The sequence below is a fragment of the Polynucleobacter kasalickyi genome (assembly GCF_900176405.1).
Lineage (GTDB): Bacteria > Pseudomonadota > Gammaproteobacteria > Burkholderiales > Burkholderiaceae > Polynucleobacter > Polynucleobacter kasalickyi.
Genome location: NZ_FWXJ01000001.1, coordinates 348,774 through 370,169, shown reverse-complemented (window position 1 = coordinate 370,169; position 21,396 = coordinate 348,774). Strand labels below are relative to the sequence as shown.

General features: G+C 41.6%; 21 protein-coding genes and 1 tRNA gene. 13 read left to right on the top strand and 9 right to left on the bottom strand.

The window, feature by feature from the left end; translation table 11 throughout:
- Nucleotides 1-69 precede the first annotated feature (69 nt).
- The 8 genes from B8983_RS01790 (at nt 70) to B8983_RS01755 (ending at nt 8,684) form a co-directional block, all read left to right on the top strand.
- Nucleotides 70-1,368 carry a peptidase U32 family protein gene (locus B8983_RS01790; RefSeq protein WP_084282137.1) on the top strand — a complete coding sequence of 433 codons (1,299 nt, stop codon included), beginning with the start codon at nt 70-72 and terminating at the stop codon, nt 1,366-1,368.
- A 10-nt stretch (nt 1,369-1,378) separates the two neighbouring features.
- Complete coding sequence (locus B8983_RS01785) at nt 1,379-2,083, top strand: SDR family NAD(P)-dependent oxidoreductase (protein ID WP_084282136.1); 705 nt, start codon at nt 1,379-1,381, stop codon at nt 2,081-2,083.
- Between the two features lie 28 nt (nt 2,084-2,111).
- Entirely contained in the window at nt 2,112-3,335 is a 1,224-nt protein-coding gene (locus B8983_RS01780; RefSeq protein WP_084282135.1) for an FAD-binding domain-containing protein, read from the top strand.
- A 59-nt stretch (nt 3,336-3,394) separates the two neighbouring features.
- Nucleotides 3,395-3,955 carry a DUF3833 domain-containing protein gene (locus B8983_RS01775; protein WP_084282134.1) on the top strand — a complete coding sequence of 187 codons (561 nt, stop codon included), beginning with the start codon at nt 3,395-3,397 and terminating at the stop codon, nt 3,953-3,955.
- An 8-nt stretch (nt 3,956-3,963) separates the two neighbouring features.
- The gene (locus B8983_RS01770; protein ID WP_159460787.1) at nt 3,964-4,491 is read left to right on the top strand and encodes a DUF2878 domain-containing protein; all 528 of its coding nucleotides are present in this window, start codon (nt 3,964-3,966) and stop codon (nt 4,489-4,491) included.
- Nucleotides 4,492-4,562: 71 nt separating this feature from the next.
- Nucleotides 4,563-5,534 carry a tripartite tricarboxylate transporter substrate binding protein gene (locus B8983_RS01765; protein WP_084282132.1) on the top strand — a complete coding sequence of 324 codons (972 nt, stop codon included), beginning with the start codon at nt 4,563-4,565 and terminating at the stop codon, nt 5,532-5,534.
- A 731-nt stretch (nt 5,535-6,265) separates the two neighbouring features.
- Entirely contained in the window at nt 6,266-6,592 is a 327-nt protein-coding gene (locus B8983_RS01760) for a hypothetical protein (protein ID WP_143736060.1), read from the top strand.
- Between the two features lie 40 nt (nt 6,593-6,632).
- Nucleotides 6,633-8,684, top strand: coding sequence for a hypothetical protein (locus B8983_RS01755; RefSeq protein WP_084282130.1), 2,052 nt, complete (start codon nt 6,633-6,635; stop codon nt 8,682-8,684).
- Nucleotides 8,685-8,752: 68 nt separating this feature from the next.
- Here the strand turns inward: B8983_RS01755 and B8983_RS01750 are convergent, their stop codons facing one another.
- Both B8983_RS01750 and B8983_RS01740 read right to left on the bottom strand, forming a co-directional pair.
- Nucleotides 8,753-9,052: a hypothetical protein gene (locus tag B8983_RS01750; RefSeq protein ID WP_084282129.1), complete on the bottom strand. Its 300-nt coding sequence runs from the start codon at nt 9,050-9,052 to the stop codon at nt 8,753-8,755.
- 1,003 nt (nt 9,053-10,055) lie between these two features.
- Nucleotides 10,056-10,132, bottom strand: a tRNA-Arg gene (locus B8983_RS01740).
- A 22-nt stretch (nt 10,133-10,154) separates the two neighbouring features.
- Between B8983_RS01740 and greB the strand changes: the two genes are divergently transcribed.
- Nucleotides 10,155-10,646: a transcription elongation factor GreB gene (gene greB, locus B8983_RS01735; protein ID WP_084282127.1), complete on the top strand. Its 492-nt coding sequence runs from the start codon at nt 10,155-10,157 to the stop codon at nt 10,644-10,646.
- On the opposite strand, the gene B8983_RS01730 is transcribed toward greB, so the two are convergent.
- The 4 genes from B8983_RS01730 to B8983_RS01715 all read right to left on the bottom strand — a co-directional run bounded on the left by B8983_RS01730 (nt 10,643) and on the right by B8983_RS01715 (nt 14,844).
- Complete coding sequence (locus B8983_RS01730) at nt 10,643-12,883, bottom strand: RelA/SpoT family protein (RefSeq protein WP_084282200.1); 2,241 nt, start codon at nt 12,881-12,883, stop codon at nt 10,643-10,645. The genes greB and B8983_RS01730 overlap by 4 nt on opposite strands.
- An 89-nt stretch (nt 12,884-12,972) precedes the next feature.
- A complete protein-coding gene (gene rpoZ / locus B8983_RS01725; RefSeq protein WP_084282126.1) occupies nt 12,973-13,176 on the bottom strand; it encodes a DNA-directed RNA polymerase subunit omega in 204 nt (67 codons plus the stop codon).
- A 103-nt stretch (nt 13,177-13,279) separates the two neighbouring features.
- Entirely contained in the window at nt 13,280-13,897 is a 618-nt protein-coding gene (gene gmk, locus B8983_RS01720; RefSeq protein ID WP_084282125.1) for a guanylate kinase, read from the bottom strand.
- 20 nt (nt 13,898-13,917) lie between these two features.
- Nucleotides 13,918-14,844 (bottom strand): YicC/YloC family endoribonuclease, encoded by a 927-nt coding sequence (locus tag B8983_RS01715; RefSeq protein WP_159460786.1) that lies wholly within the window; start codon nt 14,842-14,844, stop codon nt 13,918-13,920.
- Nucleotides 14,845-14,950: 106 nt separating this feature from the next.
- On the opposite strand from B8983_RS01715, the gene rph reads away from it, so the two are divergent.
- Genes rph through B8983_RS01695 form a run of 4 tightly spaced genes read left to right on the top strand, consistent with a single transcriptional unit; the run spans nt 14,951 to nt 18,495 of the window.
- Nucleotides 14,951-15,682: a ribonuclease PH gene (gene rph, locus B8983_RS01710; protein ID WP_084282123.1), complete on the top strand. Its 732-nt coding sequence runs from the start codon at nt 14,951-14,953 to the stop codon at nt 15,680-15,682.
- On the top strand, nt 15,683-16,327 hold the full coding sequence (gene rdgB / locus B8983_RS01705; protein ID WP_234986844.1) for an RdgB/HAM1 family non-canonical purine NTP pyrophosphatase: 645 nt from the start codon (nt 15,683-15,685) through the stop codon (nt 16,325-16,327).
- Entirely contained in the window at nt 16,324-17,565 is a 1,242-nt protein-coding gene (gene hemW, locus B8983_RS01700) for a radical SAM family heme chaperone HemW (RefSeq protein ID WP_084282122.1), read from the top strand. Before rdgB ends, hemW begins: the two co-directional genes overlap by 4 nt.
- Before the next feature lie 18 nt (nt 17,566-17,583).
- A complete protein-coding gene (locus B8983_RS01695; protein WP_084282121.1) occupies nt 17,584-18,495 on the top strand; it encodes a ketopantoate reductase family protein in 912 nt (303 codons plus the stop codon).
- On the opposite strand, the gene B8983_RS01690 is transcribed toward B8983_RS01695, so the two are convergent.
- The 3 genes from B8983_RS01690 to B8983_RS01680 all read right to left on the bottom strand — a co-directional run bounded on the left by B8983_RS01690 (nt 18,489) and on the right by B8983_RS01680 (nt 21,368).
- On the bottom strand, nt 18,489-19,385 hold the full coding sequence (locus B8983_RS01690) for an alpha/beta hydrolase (protein WP_084282120.1): 897 nt from the start codon (nt 19,383-19,385) through the stop codon (nt 18,489-18,491). The genes B8983_RS01695 and B8983_RS01690 overlap by 7 nt on opposite strands.
- 21 nt (nt 19,386-19,406) lie before the next feature.
- On the bottom strand, nt 19,407-20,558 hold the full coding sequence (locus tag B8983_RS01685; RefSeq protein ID WP_084282119.1) for a MalY/PatB family protein: 1,152 nt from the start codon (nt 20,556-20,558) through the stop codon (nt 19,407-19,409).
- Nucleotides 20,559-20,633: 75 nt separating this feature from the next.
- Entirely contained in the window at nt 20,634-21,368 is a 735-nt protein-coding gene (locus tag B8983_RS01680) for a glutathione binding-like protein (protein WP_084282118.1), read from the bottom strand.
- Nucleotides 21,369-21,396 lie beyond the last annotated feature (28 nt).

Below are 21,396 nucleotides of genomic sequence, written 5' to 3'. Positions count from 1 at the left end.
TGTTGGCTTTTTCGAGATTTTACAAAGCTAAGCGCACAAAATGGGGCTAAAAGCGTTAAAATTAGCCCTATGAAAAAACCTGAACTTTTAGCCCCTGCTGGCAGCCTTGCCATGTTAAAAACCGCTTTTGAATTCGGTGCTGATGCCGTTTATGCTGGTCAGCCACGCTATTCATTGCGCGTAAGAAATAATGATTTCGGCGATATTAATGTCCTCGCAGAGGGCATTAATCATGCGCATGAACTCGGTAAGCAATTTTATTTAGTCTCCAATATTCTGCCGCATGGTGGCAAGGTCAGAACGTTTATTAAAGACATCAGTCCAGTCATCGAGCTCAAACCTGATGCCTTGATCATGTCAGATCCTGGCCTCATTATGATGGTTCGCGAAAACTTCCCTGATATGCCGATTCATTTATCCGTTCAAGCGAATACAGTCAATGGTGCCGCAGCACGTTTCTGGCATAAAGTGGGCGTGACTAGAATTATTCTATCGCGTGAGTTGTCTTTAGATGAGATTGACGCCGTGCGTCAAGATTGCCCCGAAATGGAATTAGAAGTGTTCGTCCATGGTGCCCTTTGTATTGCTTACTCAGGTCGTTGCTTATTATCAGGCTACTTCAGTCACCGCGATCCAAATCAAGGCGCTTGTACGAATTCCTGTAGATGGGATTACAAAATATACCCAGGCTCTGAAGATGCCACTGGCGACATTTATCTTTTAGAAGAAGGTAATCGTCCAGATGCTCTGATGCCAATTGAAGAAGATATGCACGGCACCTATATTTTGAACTCTAAAGATTTGCGAGCTATTGAGCATATTGAAAAGCTCACGGCGATGGGGATTGATTCGGTCAAAATTGAAGGTCGAACAAAATCTCCTTACTATGTTGCTAGAACTTGCCAATCCTACCGCGCAGCAATTGAAGATGCGGCAGCTGGTCGTCCATTTAATCCGGTCTTACTTGGCCATTTAGAAGGCCTTGCGAATCGTGGTTATACCGATGGCTTTTACCAACGTCATCACGATAATGAATATCAAAATTACCTCAGAGGCTTTTCCATTTCTGGTAGAAGTATGTACGTAGGTAATGTTTTAGAAATTGATCCCGTTAAAGGCGTGAAGATCGAAGTTAAAAACCGTTTTGCCGTTGGTGACAAGGTGGAAATTATTGAACCAAATGGCAATACGGATTGCGTCATTGAAGCATTGTGGAACTTGGATGGCAAACCGATTCAAGTAGCTCCAGGCGCAGGTCACACGGTATATGCCAAGATTCCTTGTCAAACGAGTGCAGCATATATTGCTCGTTACGTACAAGGCGATCCTCGTTCCAAACTCGAGAAAATAACGGTCTTAGAAGTTTAAGTAGGCGTTGATGCCTCTCTCAAAGACTTTAGGGGTTGCATACAAAGCCTTAGTGATTGGTGTCAATGGGGCCATTGGAAGTGCTTTGTTCGAAGCCTTGCAAAAGGATCCTCATTGCTCTCAAGTCATTGGGGTTTCACGTACAAGTGATATTCCAATAGATATCACTGACGAATCATCTATCCAAAACGCCTACGGTAAACTTTTCACGCAGGGGCCGTTTGATTTAATTCTCTTGGCTACGGGCATCTTGCATGAAGATGGCATTGCCCCTGAAAAAAAATTAGATGCTTTGCAGCTAGATCATCTACAAAGGATATTTCAAGTCAACACCTTTGGTCCGGCCCTCATCATCAAACACTTTCATCGTTTACTCAGTAAACAAAGATCCCTCTTTGTTTGTGTTTCCGCCAAGGTTGGTAGCATTGAAGATAATCGATTAGGTGGTTGGTATAGTTACCGCGCCTCCAAAGCAGCTCTGAATATGCTGATTAAAACTGCTGGTATTGAGGTGCGCCGAACGCATCCGGAAACCAGCTTCGTTGCCCTGCATCCTGGCACCGTAAAAAGTCGCTTATCCTCTCCTTTTGGTAGCCAAAAAACCGGTCAAATTCCAGCCGAGGCGGCGGCTAAAATGCTCGTCGCATTAAGCGGTATCCCGGTTACAGCGCCTTCCATTTTTTTGAGTTACGATGGCTCAACGATTCCTTGGTAACTGAGTCCCCTCCTTTAAAGTAGATCCTATGCAATTCATGCCTGATACAAAATCTTTTGAGCGAATTCTTGGTAAAGTAAATATCCAAGAATATGAAACTAGTCGCAATTTTCTGAATGGTGCAGTTACTTACTTATCACCCTATATTACCCATGGCTATGAGTCGATGCCAAACTTGGTTTTTCAGTTTAAAAAACAAGGTTTAACTCCGCAACATAAGTTGTATGCGGAATTTGGCTGGAGAGAGTACTACTATCATGTTTGGAGTCACCTAGGAAATGGCATCTTTCAGGACATCCGCCCTGCTCTGCCTGAGGTAACCTATCAAGCTGCCTTGCCGAAAGATATTCTGCAAGCAAAAACTGGCTTAGCGCCCATTGATTTAGCGATTAGCACCTTATATGAAACTGGCTATTTGCACAATCATGCGCGGATGTGGCTGGCTAGTTATTTGATTCATTTCCGTAAAATCCATTGGCGTACTTGTGCCGATTGGATGTATGGTTATCTTTTAGATGGCGACTTAGCGTCCAATCATCTTTCCTGGCAGTGGGTAGGAAGTACGTTCAGTAGTAAGCCCTACCTTTTTAATGCCGAGAACATTACAAAATACGCGCCTGTTGAATGGCATTGCACCAACTCCATTCTCGATCAATCCTATGAAGCCTTAGATGCGATTGCTCGCTCTAACGAGATCCTTGATAACTCTTTTGTACTCAAGCAATTAGCTAGAAATAATACTTGGAACGAAACGCAAACTCAAATTCCTCCATTACTATCATTGCCACCTGAGGCCCTCTTAAAAAAATATCAAGTAGTCGCCGATTTGAAGTTATTTGATATGAGTAAAAGTAACAACTTCAAATTAGTTCACCCCTGGAATTTAAAAGGCACTAGGGATCAAAAGGTGCAACTTGGCATCCTTCACACGCCTTTTTTTCAAGAATTTCCTTGGTCAGAACAGCGCTGGGAGTTTGTCTTAAATCGTCTTTCGCAATTATGTGATGTGATCGTATTAGGAGATTTGCAAAAGATCCTGATCCCCTATTTAAAAGCTCACAAATCGATTCGGATTGATGTACAACATACTTACAACCCTCATTACGCCGATTTACTTTTAGAAATTTCTAAAACAAACGATACCTTGATGCAACCGATGGATCGGTTTTTAGCTAATCCCGATCAATTCTGCCCCTCTTTTACCAAGTTTTGGCAACTCGTTGTGAAAAAAGAAAAATTCCCGAAGCACTAATAAAATAGCTATAGTTAGGCAAGATGCATCTCATCTATATACTTCAACCTGGAGCAGACATGAAAACAGCAATAATACGTATTTTTAAAAAGGTATGCCTGTTAGGTTTTATTGCACTTTTTTTAAGTTCCTGTGCGGGTCCGAAAGTGGAGCAGTATGCGAATGAAAAACCTACTCTTTTGTTGTCTGACTATTTCAATGGGAAAGTCAAAGCCTACGGTATTTTTACAGACCGCAGTGGCAAAGTAGTGAAACGTTTTACCGTGGACTTGATCTGCGACTGGAAAGAGGTAGATGGCGTAAAAACTGGCACCCTCGATGAATCCTTTCTCTACTCAGATGGCACTACCCAAAAGCGTATTTGGACCATCAAACAAACCAGTACGAACCAATATATTGGCACAGCAGCCGACGTCAAAGGCAGTGCCATTGGAGAGTCAGCGGGTAATGCCTTGAACTGGTCCTATACTTTACTTCTGCCAGTGGATGGTAAAGAGATTGAAGTCCAATTTAATGATTGGATGTACTTGATCGATTCCAAAGTCATGCTGAACAAAGCGCAGATGAGTAAATTTGGCGTCAACCTCGGTGAAGTCACTTTATCCTTCTTCAAAGAGTAAAGGTGATTTTGTTTAAAACAATCCTCATTATTCTTGGTTTCCAAATTGTCTGGTTTGCTTGTGCTTTGGGGGCAGCAAAAGAGGTTTATTATTTACCCGCGATCACTGGTTTTTTATTTATAACCGGTGTTGTACTAACGACCGAACAGAAAAAATCATTAGTCAACTTGATACTATGTGGCACTTTGTTAGGTTTTTTGGTCGACACCATTCTGTTACAACACCAATGGATTGCGTTTAAAAGTTTAAATCCTTATCCAATCAACCTCTACCAGCCTTGGTGGATGACTATCTTATGGGCATCTTTTGCATGTTCATTTAGGGCCTCATTTAAATGGCTGGAACATAAATATCTATTGGCCGCAGTGCTGGGGGGAATCTTTGGCCCCATTGCTTATTATTCTGGGTCGCAATTGGGAGCTATCGCCCCCATCTCCCATCAAGGCTTAATCTTAGTAGGTTTATTTTGGCTGATTTCGATGCCATTAATGGTATGGTTATCGTTTCGAACAACAATTTTAATTAACCCGAAATAATATTTTTTCGTCAATTTTGCTTTAATGCATGATGGATGTATCAAATATTGATTCACTAAATAGGAGCTCTCATGTTGAAGAAGCTTTTTGTAGCAATCCTTGGTCTTACCTGCTCTCTTTTAAATACACAATCTTTTGCCCAAGAATGGCCTACGAAGAAAACCGTACGTCTCATTGCCGTTTTCCCACCGGGTGGTTCTGTTGACGCCGTTGCAAGGGTCATTGCCCCTGCCCTGCAAGAACAATTAAAGCAGAATGTGATTGTGGAGAACATCGGTGGAGCATCTGGTGTGATTGGCACCAGTGCCGTTAGTATTGCAGAACCTGATGGTTACACTTTTGGCGTAGTTTTTGATACGCATGGCGTGAATCAAGCGTTAAAAGATAAGCTCCCTTACGATACGAAGAAAGATCTTACCCACGTGACGTTAATTGGAACCTCACCCATGTTAATTGCCGCTAGCAAAGCATCGGGTATAACCTCCATTAAACAACTAATCGATGATTCTAAAGCTGGTAAACCAACGAGCTATGGTTCTATTGGTACCGGTAGTTTGGGTCACTTAGCAATGGCAAGTCTTGCCCTGAAGTCGAAGTTTGAGTGGACTCACGTACCCTACCGCGGTGGTGGACCAATGATGGCTGATGCCTTAGCTGGTCACATCCCCTTGGCGGTTGGTTCTTTGTACCTCATTAAGCCGCATGTTGACTCTAATAGAGTAGTTCCACTAGCTGTCACAAGTCCAAAAAGAACGCCTGAGCTACCGAATGTGCCAACCATTGCTGAAAGTGGCTTCCCAGGATTTGACGCACCAGCTTGGTGGGGAATTATTGCTCCAGTAAAAACACCGAAAGAAATCGTACAAAAAATGAATGTGGCGATGATTGCCGTATTGAAGCGTCCTGATATTGCTAAAAAACTAGACGATCAAGGGATTGATATTGTTGCAGGTGGTCCAGAAATTTTTAATCCTTTCTTGGACAAGCAAATGAACACCTGGGGCAAATTCATTATTGAAAACAAAATCAAAGAATCGAACTAAGCTTGTCTCTCTGCTAGAACAAATTAAAACGCTCTAGCAGAGAATTCCCCCCTCATCTCAACGAAATACCCTAAGAGTGCTGTTTATCCTCAAGGGGGCAACCACAACATCCTTTAGCCTAGCTACTCCAACAGTGAAGGTCATCACAACTCTTTAACGCCTCTTTCGGGAGAGTGTAATTTTTGTCTACTACCTCAATAGATCATCATTTCAATTGATTTTAAATCTTCCCCTAGCCAACTCGGCTCGATTACCCAGAACCTTGCTACTCATTCTTTTTGAATTTTTAGTTCTTTTTTCATCTGAATACTGTCCCATATATTTTATAAATTAACCCCAAAATAACTTACAAGTTATTGAATTTAAACAAATATTAATTAATTTTTACCTTAATTAAATTTAGCGAGAATCGAATTCCTTTGGTGCAGTTTGCCAACGAGAAATTATTAAATAGATGACAAGGATATTGTGTATACCCTTTAATCATTTAATGGTACGGAAGGGGCTGCTCGGTGTTTTTTAGAATGGCTTAACGAACTGAAATCAATACTTCGTTCGTTGGTAGTCTCAGTGCTTCAAATTCCTGGGTTGAATCGCACCGATTTTTTAATCAAGTGCTATCCATCCACCCCAGCCCAGAGTATTTGAAGAAGTCATTATTTTTATCAAGGAAAGATTCATGCCAATGTACTTTAACAATCGATATGTTGCACCTTTAGAAAGGAGTCAATTTGTTCAGCAGTTTTCTTCTCATGTACCTAGCCATGGCCTCCCTCGAGGTAATTATTTCGCACACCAGTTTAGAAAACCAGTTTCGTCAACTTGCACGAGAAAGGATCGATGATTTATCCGAGTTGATTAATTTTCTAGCTCAAAAAAGTGTCTTACTTTTAGAGCGATTAGCCAGTATCTTGCAGGAAGAAAGATACTACTTTTATTTTGATGGTCAACAATTTATCCCCTCACCTGAATTTTCTTTATCGACTTTTCAGCACTTCATAGAGCGTATTACCCACTCAGATCTTTTTCTACGATTGCCGATGTATTCAATCGTTTGAAATTTTTTTATTTGAAACGGCTTATGCCAAGGGAGTTAATATGACTGTAACTATTTTTAATCGTTTAATTGTTTCACCCGGTAAACAACATCGCCAAATCATTCATTTCATGAGCAATGAATTAGCGATTCACCCGATCGAATGCTATAAGAAAAAAGAGCATTTACGTTTTGATTTTATCACCCAAGATCATGCGGCTTCTTTAGAAATAAAAACATTATCCAATGCCTTTCCCTCTTACAACTTTGATTTAATCTGGCATGAAGAGCCATGCACTTATGTAAAAGCATTGAGAGTGATGGAGTCTAATTTTTATTCAACATCCTATATTCGCTGGGGATTAAGTGACTACTTCAATGAAGACACACATCCGGAGCAAGAAAATAGTTTGTTGAACTATGACTGGACGGCACTTGAGTATGATTTGTTAAAGGCTTCTTATCACGGGGGGGTCTTAGAAAATAGCAAAATCATTCCTGACTTACAGCACGTGGAGGCATTAGATATTATTGCCTCTAACCAATTTGCACCAGATAGTTTATCTGCACAAGCTCTTGTGATGCACTGTCTTTCAGGGGGCATTCCGGTTCAAGATCTACCAACTGATTATTTATCACCCGAACTGTATATCGCAGGTTTTCAACAGCAACTCATCCCTTTTGAACGCCTCCCAGACACCGTTCTCTCCGAGGAATTTTTAGAAGATGCTTGCTTCCGAGAGGGTAAAGATATTTTTATTAAGATCAATCCCAAACAACTCTCTGAGGATATTTGCTTAGCGGCAATCACTGCTATTAAAGCCCCAATCTCGCTAAAAGATATCCCTAACTCTTTAAGAACTCAAATCATTTGCGAATTCGCACTGCAACAGGATATTGATCAATTTCGATTTGTGCCTAAAAAATTGCTTAGTCAAGATTTTTGTATCCAATACCCAGAGGCATTACGTTTTATCCCGGGAGATTTCAAGACTTTAGAACTTTGTAAATCAGCACTTCGTTCAAGTGAAAGTAATTTAGCATTTGTGCCTAGGCATTTCATTACTAAATCACTACTCAATAAAATTATTCGGGAATCAATCCAACCTGCGGCGTTTTTAGAGTTTGTTCCTCCCGAATTAGTTACGGCAAGACTCGTTAATTTTTTTATCAAGAAAAATCCTAGAGAATTTAAATTTATTCCAGAAGATTTTAAATCGTATGAGACGACCAAAAGATATGTGATACGTGATATCGAAAATTTGGCCTTTGCATCCCATGAGTCTTTAGATGGTCTTTTAAAACACCGTACGATTAAAAAACAATTCATGAAGCATGAAGATAGTTTAGGTTTACTACCGAAGTCTTATCTCACGAAAGAATTCGTATTTGAAATATTTAAAAGTAAGGGGGTTAGCCTTGATGAGATACCAAACCATTTAATTTCTGAACCGCTGATGTTGCTAGCGATACGAAGAATTAAAAAGTCTAGTTTAGAAACGAATTCGAACACGCTTCAGTATGATGCCATCGCTCACAATTGCTCCAAACCTAAAGTATGGCAACTAGTGCCCAACAAACTCAAGGATTATGAATTTTGTAAGCTTGCAATTATTGTGGCCCATCCATCGGTAGAAGCAGATATCTTATTGCATCTGATTGACAACACTCCTAGAGAGATTGATGCTTTTAATGACTCGATTCAGTGGCTTTATTATTTTATTGAGAACCGTTTATCCTTTTCTTTCAGAGATGAACATTTATTCCAAATCGACCTCTCTGATTACCTAGATAAAGTGCTTGATGGTAGTGCGAGGGGGGAGGACGAATTAAATATCTTTGTGGAGTTTTTAAGGCAAGATATTGTGCAAACACCCAAACAGCTTCAAGCCATTCAGGAGATCGGTTCAGCGGCTTGGCGGCTGTGGATGGAACTTTGCTCTAAGATGTACCCGAACTTTGAAGATACGCAGCAAACAGGCTCTACGCGTTTTCAGGCAACACGATTTTTACATTCTTCAAATCAGATGAAAATCTTGAATCTATATTTAAAAATAGCGGATGAGGTAAATATCTCCCAACCAGTGGAGGAGCAAATACCGTCCAACACTTAAATCTTCACCTGATTTAAATCAATAATCGAGTTATTTTTATGGATTTGGGAGCTGGTCCCAAATCCTTTTTATTTTGCTTCAGGCAGCATGGTATATAGAAACCAAACGATTCCACCAACTCCGCTAGTAATCCACTTGTTTTTGCCAGTAAAAGGTTTTAATTCTAAGAATTGGCGGTATACCTTCTTTTTTTGTCGTTGATTTAACTCTACTTCCTTTGATTCTTTTCGTATATTGGGATTTTTCAAAAATTCCAGCACCGCTTCATCAAGCAATACATACAATGGCTGGTTTCTAGCTTTGGCGACTTCTTTTAATCGTGATAAGGTGTTGGCATTAATTTGGGCGGTAGTTCTTCGATTTTGCATAGGCTTTCTCTCTTGGATCCAAAACTTTAATCTACCTTGAAATCCTCCTACATCAGTCTGATAAATTGTCAGATATATCTGACCTATAGAATCATTTCGCAACCACAACGACACTTAGATGACACATTGAATCGCCCTGTCAAAACTGTATCTTTTTTACAACTCATTCTTCAAGCGAATCAGGGATTGAACGAAATAAACACCCACAGAAAACCTTATTTAAAGCCAAACTGATAATTGCATTGGAAGTAAGTGTTAATTAGCATCAAAACTTGTAGGTTGTTTATCTTGAAACACCTCCCTCGTTCGAGGGAATATGAATAAATTTTTACCTTATTTGTTATTACGTAAATGTGATGAGACTAAAGTCGATGTAAACCAAATTGGTGAAATTTATTTTCAGAACCCCAGTTTGATGTAAATATAACTTCAAAGTTTGAATGTAAATGTAAATTATTTGATATTTTCAAGAATATTATAAAAACCATAACATCGAAAAATATCCCATGGCTAATCAATATTATATAAATCTACACACTAAAAATCTTATTGAATCTATTCGGATTTTTCATCAAACTTTTCCGCTTAGCTCATCTGTTTCTAGTATCGAAATATTAATGCAGATTATCATCCTAACATCGAAGGATGAAGTGATTTCATTAAAAAAGATATATAACTCAGTACCTTATGCAGAAAACACCGTAAGAACATATCTCCGAGGCCTATTTAAATCAGGCTGGATCACTTTCATCGATGGTCATGACGATAATCGCGTTGTATGCATTGAGATTACTCCAAAGTTTTATAGGACGTTAATCCAGTTGAGTGACTTAACGATGCCAATATCGAACACTTAAATCATTCAATCTTGAGTAAATCTACGCAATTAGCTCTTCTTTAGTTGCAGAACTAGTTCATCCTGTAACTAGTCAAGCCATTTAAAAAAACAGATAAACCCATATGAATAAAGGGTCTAGCAGTTATGCTAGACCCTTTATGGTGATGGTGCGGCTGGCAGGAATCGAACCCACGACCCCTTGGTTCGTAGCCAAGTACTCTATCCAGCTGAGCTACAGCCGCGTAGCCTGCTATTATGCCATAGATGGAAACAAAAAACTACATTACTCCCTTAGGTTATCAAAAAATTCGTGAAGAATTACTACATTTACTCAATATTGAGCGACCTGATATCGTAAAAATCGTCCATTGGGCCGCTAGCAATGGGGATCGATCCGAAAATGGTGATTATCAATATGGTAAAAAACGACTGCGGGAAATTGACCGCAGAATTAGATTTTTAAATAAGCGACTTGAATTTGCGGTAGTTGTTGATCCAGCTACGCGAGAAAGTACGGATCAAATCTTTTTTGGGGCAACGGTGAGCTATTGCAATATAGAGGATGGTACCGAAAAAATCATCAAAATCGTTGGAGTTGACGAAATTAATATTGAACAAGGCTTAATTAGTTGGATCTCGCCAATTGCCAAAGCTATGATTAAAAAGAAAATCGGTGACGAAGTCGTTTTAAATACACCTGATGGGCAACAAACTTTAGAAATTTTAGATGTGATGTACGAAGAAATAAGCTATTAATGGCTCTTCGTTCTTGAAACTCTAACGACATCCATATTGTGACGCAGGGTTCGAATGACCCTTGCCAAATGAACCCGGTCCTTAATCTGCACACCAAACTTAATCGTTGCAGAGGACTCGGAAAAACTATCGTCCATGCTAACGTGAGTAATATTTGCATCCGCCGAGGTAATACTATTGGCGACTTTGGCTAAAACTCCTTTGGCATTGGTGACATCCACCCGGAGTGGCACCTCAAATTCACGATTGACTTCAGGCGCCCAATTAATTTCAATCCAATTATCTGGATCTTTTCGATGGGCCTTTCTGAAGTAACTGCAATCATCCGTATGTATATGCAGCCCTTCACCCTTACCTAAGTACCCAATGATCGTATCGCCAGGAATTGGGTGGCAGCAAGTAGAGTAAGCCACTGACATACCCTCTGAACCATCAACGACCAAAATGGGATGAATTGGTTTGGAACTAAGCTCTTTTTCTTGCCAATCCTGCTTATCCAATCTCAATTGTTGATGATTTCCGGCATCTTCTTCAACAAATAACTCGATTCGTTTCGCTAGTACCGGCGCAGATCGTCGACCAAGGGCGATATCACCTAAAATTTCATGTCGGTTACGCGCACCCGTCCAATGTAGAATTTTTTCCCAAATCCCCTCAGAAATTAAACCAAGGTCAACTTCTTGATGACGTAAACTTTGCAACAACAATCTCTCGCCTAATTGAATCGATTCGCCAAGACTCTTCGTCTTGAGTGCATGTCGGATGGCTGCTCTTGCGCGACCGGTTCGAACAAAAGTTAACCAAGTAGGATTAGGGTGTGAATAGGGGGCTGTAATCACCTCTACAATGTCGCCATTTTTAATTTCGGTACGTAAGGGTAGCTGATTGCCATTCACCTTCACAGCAACGCAATTATTCCCTAAGTCACTATGCACAGAATAGGCAAAATCGAGTGCTGTAGCACCCCTAGGTAATCCACGAATATGGCCTTTCGGCGTAAACACATAGACAGAGTCTGGAAAAAGATCAATTTTGACGTGTTCTAAAAACTCTTGTGAGTCATGACTAGCATCTTCTAAGTCAATTAAAGATTGGAGCCATTGATGAGCACGCTTTTGCACTTCGGACATTTCTTCTTTACCGTCCTTGTACACCCAATGCGCAGCTACACCAGCATTGGCCACTTGATTCATAATTTTTGTACGAATCTGAAACTCAATCGGCATACCAAATGGTCCGACCATCGTTGTATGCAAAGACTGATAGCCATTTAATTTGGGAATAGCAATGTAATCTTTGATTTTTCCAGGCATGGGTTTAAACATTGCATGCAATATACCCAAAGCTCGATAACATTCATCATTGGTGCTGACAATCACACGGAATCCATACACATCGAGGACATCTTGAAAACTCAAGTGCTTCGATTTCATTTTGTGATAAATACTCGCCAGTGTTTTTTCACGGCCATAAATCTCAACCTCTAGGCCCGATTTTTCAAACCATTTACGAACATCTTCTAAAATTTTGTTAACAGTTTCTTTACGATTGCCACGTGCTTTTTTAACTGCTTTTTTCAACACTTCCGACCGCATCGGCCAAGCATTATGAAAACTCAGTTCCTCGAGCTCTCGGTAAATCATGTTCAGGCCTAGACGGTGCGCAATTGGCGCATAAATCTCACTCGTTTCAATCGCAATTCGGTGACGCTTCGACTGCGACATGACACCGAGTGTACGCATGTTATGGGTTCGATCCGCCAACTTTACTAAAATGACTCGAATGTCTTTGGCCATCGCCATAAACATCTTACGAAAACTCTCAGCCTGCGCTTCAGCGTGACTTTGAAACTCTAATTTATCTAATTTGGTGAGACCATCGACTAGTTCAGCTACTTTAGGACCAAACGTTTCAACGAGTTCCGCATGCGTTCTCCCCGTATCTTCGATCACATCATGGAGAAGTGCAGACACAATGGAATGGACATCTAGTTTCCACTCGGCACATAACTCAGCAACTGCCAACGGGTGCGTAATGTAGGGCTCACCACTTTGTCGATATTGGCCAAGATGGGCCTCATCAGAAAAGTGGAATGCCTTTTTAACGAGTTTTAACTCAGCACTCGTCAGGTAGCTTAATTTTGCGGTTAAATCCGCAATACTAATAACCTGTTGCTTGGGAGGTTGTAATGGGGCAGAAGTCGGCCCGAATAAATGTCTGCCAGACTTCTCAAGCATCGCCGCAATGATCCCATTTGAATCTGGGATATTTGGCGATTTATTTTTAGTTGTGGTGGATGACAAGTGTGCCTCCACGAGAACACTCCTTATAGAGGAACTTTAGAAAGCATATCTCTATCCGTCATACCAGCAGCGATTTCACGTAAAGCGATCACCGTCGGCTTATCTTTTGATTGAACACGTGGCGTATGACCTTGTGCCAGTTGGCGGGCACGATAAGTCGCTGCGAGTACTAAATCAAAACGATTAGGAATAATTTTTATACAATCTTCAACAGTAATTCTTGCCATGATATAGATTCCAATTCTTAATTGACCCTGAAGCTAAAATACAATCAAGGTAGTAATAACTTACATTCTACTCCAAACAACACCAATTTGAACGAGAAGCTGATTAACCTTGCAGTTCGTTGACCAAATAGCGATGTTTACTGAGTTGTTGATGCGTCCTTAACCGACTAGCAGAAACGATATGGCGTAACTCTGAAAGTGCCGCCTCAAACAGATCATTAATCACCAAATAATCAGCCTCATCTAGGTGCATCAACTCCGCATGAGCCGCTGCTACTCGCTTCTCAATCGTCTGTGCATCATCTTGCCCGCGCTTACGTAAGCGATCTTCAAGAATTTTAATAGAGGGTGGCAAAATAAAAATCCAGAGTGCTTGGGGCACAAGACCTTGAATTTGCCGAGCCCCTTGCCAATCAATCTCAAGAATCACATCCTGACCTAACTGCATTTTCTCCAAAATCCAAGACCTTGAGGTGCCGTAATAATTACCATGGACTAGAGCCCACTCTAAGAAGTCGCCACTCTCTTTGCGAGCTAAAAACTCAGCCTCAGAGATAAAATAATAGTTTTTACCATCCACTTCCCCAGGTCGTGGATTTCTAGTGGTAAAAGAGATGGATAATGTAAGGGTTGGATCCGTAGCCATTAAAGCATTGACCAAGGATGATTTACCAGCGCCTGAAGGCGCTACCACCATTAACATACTACCGCTGTAAATCATCTTACAATCTCCTCCACTGGTCACTCTAAATTTTGTACTTGCTCACGAATTTGCTCAACGAGTAGTTTCAACTCCATCGACGCATTACTTGTCTCCTGATGCACTGACTTCGACCCAAGCGTATTACTCTCTCGCTGTAACTCCTGCATCAAAAAGTCTAATTTCTTACCGACCGGACCGCCCTTATCTAGAGTATTTCTGACTGCGGCAAAGTGTGTTTTTAAGCGAGCAATCTCCTCTTCAACATCGATTCGGACGCCATACAACACTACTTCCTGACGAATGCGATCGGCCAAGTCTTCTCGATTAAAACTTCGTCCTTGTTGGTCTAAGCCATTTAGCACAGCCAACAATTTTTCGGTTAATTTTTGCTGATAAGTCTGAATAATTTTAGGTAGTAATGGCTCAATGCTCGAAATCATTGCGTCCATTTGATCGACTTTGGTACCAATCACATTTTTTAAGGAGTTCCCTTCAACTGCCCTACTTTGCATAAAAAGCTTGAGGACTTCATCAAGCGCCAACATGATTACTTCGAATAACGCTTCTTGATCCAACTCTTCTTGAATCATCACGCCAGGCCAATGTAAGACATCTTTGACAGATAAAGGATTTGAATGGGGAAATTCTTTTAATACTAAGGCCTCAGATTTTTTTAAGGCTTCAATTAATTGTGTATTTAATTTATGTTCATTGGTTTTGGCCGCAGAATCTTGCGACGAGACATCCGGCTCTTTTTGGATGAAGATTTTAATTTCAACCTTGCCCCGATTGATTTTCTTGCCAATGGCCTCTCGGATTGCATGCTCTGCAAACCGAACTTCATCAGGCATCCTGAAGCTTACATCTAAGAAACGAGAGTTGACCGAGCGAAGTTCGATATGAACTTGCCCATAATTCTTACCTCTCACTTTTAAGGGGTGACGATAAGCCCCAAATCCTGTCATGCTATTTATCATTAGAATATTGTAAAGTGTTGTATCTTCAAAGGCATTAAAATTGTTAAATTAGTGCAAGACGCACCACAACCCTTACTCTCCTATTAAAAAGATGATGACAAACTCCATTCGACCTAGCAAAAGACTCAATAACGAACTTCGTAAGGTTCAAATCCAACGAGGATTTACGAAACATGCTGAGGGTTCTGTCTTAATTGCCTTTGGTGATACCCAAGTACTTTGCACAGCGAGTGTTTTAGAAAAAGTTCCGCCTCATCAAAAGGGCAAAGGCGAAGGTTGGGTCACTGCTGAATACGGCATGTTGCCCAGATCCACCCATACTAGAAATGACCGTGAAGCAGCTAGAGGTAAACAATCCGGACGAACCCAAGAGATTCAACGTTTGATTGGCCGTTCTTTAAGAAGCGTTTTTGACTTAAAACTGCTTGGAGAGAGAACCATTCATATTGATTGCGATGTTATTCAAGCGGATGGTGGTACCAGAACGGCATCAATTACTGGTGGTTTTGTGGCAGCTAGGGATGCAGTCAATCAATTATTGGCCAAAGGTCTCATCACGCAGGATCCAATCCTGGATCACATTGCGGCGATCTCCGTTGGTATTTATCAAGGAACCCCTGTGACCGATCTCGATTACTCGGAAGATTCTGCTTGCGATACCGATATGAACATCGTCATGACGGGCAAAGGTGGAATTGTTGAAATTCAAGGTACCGCTGAAGGATATCCCTTCTCGCAAGCAGAACTTTTGCAATTATTAGAACTTGGCACCCAAAGTATTAAAAGCTTAGTCGAAATCCAAAAGGAAGCGCTTGCCCAACATTAAATGATGACAACAGAATTAAATAAGCAAGCGATTATTGATTTCATTGGCTCTGAAAAGATCGTCTTGGCTAGCAATAACCAAGGCAAAGTGGAGGAGTTTTCTCGTCTATTGGCGCCATTAGGATTCAATGTCGTTCCTCAGGGAGATTTACAAATACCGGCTGCAGACGAACCTTTTTTGACCTTTGTCGAAAACGCTCTAGCAAAGGCCAGACATGCAAGTCTGGCCAGTGGGTTGCCAGCATTAGCAGATGATTCGGGGATTTGCGTGTCGGCCTTAAATGATGCGCCTGGCATTTTTTCAGCCAGGTATGCGGGAGAGCAAGCTAGCGACCAAGCAAATAATCAGCAATTAATTAGGAATCTACAAGGTGTCGCCAATAGAAATGCGAGATATGTCTGCGCACTCGTCTTGATTAAACACCCCAAAGATCCAGAGCCGATGATTGTCACGGCACAATGGCATGGTGAAGTGATTGATGATGCACGTGGCCATGGTGGATTTGGCTATGATTGCCATTTTTATTTGCCGGCTTTCGAAAAAACCGTGGCCGAAATCTCGATGGAGTTAAAAAATATTTTGAGTCATCGTGCTTTAGCCACTGAGCAACTGATTCAGGCGTTAATGGATCAATCCGTTCGATGAGTCAACCCCTTGAACAACCGATTCTTTGGTTAAAAAAAAATGCGCGCAACGCAGTTGGAACGCAATTAACTTCTTTGCCTCCGCTGGCACTATATATTCACTTCCCTTGGTGCGAGAAAAAATGTCCCTACTGCGACTTTAATTCGCATCAGGCCCCAGCTCAAGACCAATTTGCCAGTCAAGAGGCGCGATACATTGATGCCTTAATTTTGGATTTAGAGCACTCCTTACCTTTAGTATGGGGCCGGCGGATTCGTTCCATTTTTATTGGTGGAGGAACCCCTAGCCTGATTTCTGGAGCAGGCTTAGACTATTTACTCGCCGCTGTCAGGGCACGTATCCCGATGGATGCAGATATTGAGATCACTTTAGAGGCTAACCCAGGTTCTGTTGAATCTGAAAATTTTGCCGCTTATGCTGCAAGTGGTGTGAATCGTATCTCACTGGGGATCCAAAGCTTTAATGATCAACACTTAAGTCGTTTAGGACGTATCCATCGCGCCGATGAGGCCAGAAAAGCCATTACGCTGGCGAAACAATACTTCCCTAAAGTCAATATCGATTTAATGTACGCTCTGCCGGATCAAACCGTTGAGGAAGCACTTGCAGATCTCGAAGAGGCCTTGAGCTTTGATACTGGACATTTATCTTTGTACCATTTAACGATAGAACCTAACACCTATTTTGCCAAATTTCCACCATCAATTCCAGATGAGGACACCGCCTATGACATGCAAGACAAACTATTAGAAGCCTTGCAAATTGCTGGATATGGACGTTATGAAATTTCAGCCTTTGCAAAGCCCAATGCACGTTGTCAGCATAATCTGAATTATTGGGCTTTTGGAGATTATTTAGGGATCGGTGCTGGAGCTCACGGGAAAGTCTCATCCGCTCAGCAGATTTTACGCACCGTCAAAGAACGTCATCCCGAAACTTATTTAAAAGATATTTACTCACCAAGTAAAGCCTTGATTGAGGAGAGAGTTGTTCAAGGCTCAGAACTGCCGTTTGAATTTATGCTCAATGCCCTACGCTTAATTGATGGTGTGCCAAGCCATTACTTTAGCGATCGAACCGGTATTGAACTCACTCACATCATGTCAGCCATTAATGATGCTATCGAAAAAAAGTTATTAGATAGCAATCTCAATCAACTCAAAGCCACGACACTTGGCTTACAGTTTTTAAATGATTTGCAGGAAATTTTTTTAGATGAACCAGATCTTGAAAATTAATTTTGGCTGGCAGAACCCATGATTGCTATTCTTGGTGCCGGTGCTGTCGGTTGCTACTATGGCGGTTTACTCGCTGCCAGTGGTCAAGAGGTCTTATTTTTCGCAAAATCCAAGCGCGCCAAAATATTACAAACCGAAGGGCTCAATATTCGATGGTCTACTCATACCCAACATCTGAAGATTCAGGTTACTGATGATATTCAACGCATTCGAGAAGCGAATGCTCTATTGATCTGTGTGAAAGCAAATCAATCGACTGCTATCGCCAACCAGATCAAGCCATTTTTATCCACCAATACCATGGTACTTAGTATGCAAAATGGTTTGCAAAATGCGCAGCGACTGTCGGAAGTATTCGGTCGTCCGGTTGATGTTGCCATGATTTATGCTGCCCTTGCAATGACCTCGGACAATACAGTTTCATACCAAGGTGGGGGGCATCTTGTACTGGGTCGACCAGGTGACACAGCGGCTCATCAGGATGCGTTGCAAGCACTTGCCGACATGTTTCATAAAGCCAATATTCCGGTAAAGATCTCAGCGAATATCACCCAAGACCTATGGAGTAAATGGATCATCAATTGTGCCTTTAATGCGCTTTCTGCACTTGGACAAATCGCCTATCAAGATTTAATGCAGCAAGCGCATCTGTCAGAAATCATCAACTCTATCGTCAACGAGTGCTTCGCGCTTGCTAAGGCTGAGAAGATTACTTTAGATGAGGCAGCAATCTCCCATCAGATTCAACAAGTAGCCATCCAATGGCCTTTGCAAAAATCCTCTATGGCTCAAGATGTCATGGCAAAACGACCCACTGAAATTGCCGAGTTAAATGGCTTAGCCCAAGCAAAAGGCGTCTTATTGAACTTACCAACGCCAATCAATACAGTATTGACTAGTCTGATCAAAATGCAAGAACGACTTTACTGAAACTGTTGATTTAAAAACTGACCTAAGTCTTTAGTTGCTGTAGTTGCCTCGGGCATCATCCCCGTTAGCAATTGCCAGACATGCCACATTTTTGGCCAGATTTGAATCTGTGCTTGCACACCTGCCTCAATAGCTAGGCGATGTAAAACAATTGCATCATCTAAAAGAGCCTCATAATCGCCGACTTGAATCAGCATCGGTGGCAAATTTTTTAAATTAGCAAATTGAGCTGAGATCAGTGGATCAGATAAGGAGTGTTCGCCTGCATAGGTTTTTGCGGCATTCACTAAGCGCTGAGGATCAGAAAAAAATGGATCTACCGCTCGCTTCGTTTGATGGGATGGATTGCTATGGGTTAAATCTGTCCATGGGGACAATAAGCCCAAGGCCACTGGCATCACATCATTCGCGTCTCTTAAAACCAATGCAGCGCCAATGGCTAGCCCCGCCCCAGCAGAGTCTCCAGCAAAGGCAATCGGTCGATCAATAAAGGCATGTTGTAAATGGCGATACAGTCCAACTGTGTCATATAAAGCGGCTGGGTAAGGTCGCTCGGGCGCAAGCGGATAATCAAACATAAAGACATCAGCCCCACTCTCTTTTGCTAAATGAGTCCCAACCGCGCGGTGCGATAATGCCGACCCTAATGCATAGACACCACCGTGCAGATAAATAATAATCCCACGGCTTTTATGTACTTTTGCTTGGATCATGTCACCCGCATAGATCCCAAAACTTTTCCGCTCGATCGTCACTTCTTTAGCGAAATTTCCGCGCTCTAAGGCCAGTTGATCATAGGCTAATCTACGCTGCTCAAAAGTCAACGTTTTCATTTGCGCGAGTTTGCGTTTCAGTTGGTAATAATAGTATCTTGATCGTAAACTTTGCATCCTCGGTACCTTATTAAAAATTTATGGTGCGGATTTTTTAAGCGCCTGAGACATTCTCTCTAAAGCTTGCTTTAAAACGGCTTGGCTGGTGCCAAAATTGAGACGAAAAAAATCATGTGCGCCAAATTGCTGACCTGGTGAGATCGCTACTCCAGCATTTAAAAAATCTTCTGTAAGCTGTTTAGAATCAACTCTACTCGCATCAATCCAAGCCAAATAAGTCGCATCTAGCTCCGCCATTCTCAAGTTCGGGTGTTGATCCACCCACTGTTGCACAATACTTCGATTCTGACGAAGATATTCTAGTAATTCCACATGCCATACCTGTCCACCTTGCATGACGGCAAGACTTACTTCAAAAGCGAAGGCATTGGGACCAGGGATCAAGGTATGTAAATCTTTGGCAAATTGTTTGCGTAAAGTCGCATTGGGTATTACCGCCCAACCGAGACCAATACCTGGAAAGTTAAAGGTTTTATTGAGTGACATTAAACTCATCGTGAGTCCATTCGTTGCTTCCTCAGGATCCAGACCTTTGCCAATTGGCACATGTATCTTATTGGCATCCAGTATCAAATCCGCATGGATTTCATCGGCACAAATCATAAGTTGATGTTCTCGTGCAATCTCATTGATCTGAGCAATCTCTTCGGCACTCAAAACGGTGCCGCCTGGATTATGCGGGTTACACAACATGAGTAAGCGAGTATTTGGCTGAATGAGGTTCTTTAATCCATCAAGGTCTATCAGCCAACGATTATTTTGCAAGACATATGTGTAACTACTATAAGAATGCTTCGCCCCCTCTAACGCCATTTTAAAGTGATGGTATGCAGGTCTGGGGATGAGGGCATGCTCACCCTCTTTGAGTAAATTTCTAGCGGTCATGTGCAGTCCACTCACCACACTTGGCAGAAAGACTAACCAGTCTTTTTGAATCACATACTGATAGCGCTTGAACAAATAATCTTGAATTGCTTCTTTCAATTCCTCTGAGGCATAGGTATAGCCATAAATAGGATGCTTGATACGTTTTTCTAGTGCCGCAGTGACGCACTCTGGTACCGAAAAATCCATGTCGGCGACCCAGAGTGGAATCACCTCTTTGGCGAATTTATCCCACCTTACGGAGTTAGTTTGATAGCGCGAAATAATTTGATCAAAGCGACTCATTGGCAGATCTTTTCAAGAAAAAACCTGCAAGGATATCGAATCTGTGCAGGTTGGAAGATAAGCGACAAACAACTATTATTGGTGTTTTTTATATTGCGTAGCACCAAATAAATTTTCTTTTGACTGAGCATCATGGGTTGGCGCTCTTAAACTTTGCAAGACTTCCACACCGCGCATCACAGCTGGTCGCTCACTAATTTGGGTAAACCATTTATATAAATGAGGATAGTCCGTAATTTCTACGCCTTGATTTTTCCATGAACGTAACCATGGGAAAATGGCAATATCAGCGATCGAGTATTCGCTCCCAGCGATGAATGGATGTTGTGACAATTGTTTTTCAATCACGCCATAAATCCGCTTAGTCTCATTCGAGTAACGATTGATTGCATATTCAATTTTCTCTGGCGCATACATTCTGAAATGGTGGGTTTGGCCCAACATCGGACCAACACCACCCATTTGGAACATTAACCATTCGAGTACTTTGAAACGATCATGATCATTCTTTGGCATGAATTTCCCTGTTTTCGCAGCCAAATACATCAAAATAGCGCCCGATTCAAAAAGACTAATCGGTTGATTATTCGGTCCTGCAAAATCAACCATGGCTGGAATCTTATTGTTAGGGCTGATCTTTAAAAATTCAGGCTTAAATTGATCCCCTTTACCAATATCAATCGCATGGACATCCCAGTCGCGGCCAAGTTGCAGCCCACACTCTTCCAACATGATGTGGATTTTATGGCCATTCGGGGTTGCCCATGAATACAATTGAATCGGCGCTGGTTGTTTTTGGGTTTCAGTCATTGTTTGATTCACAATCCATCAGTAAGGT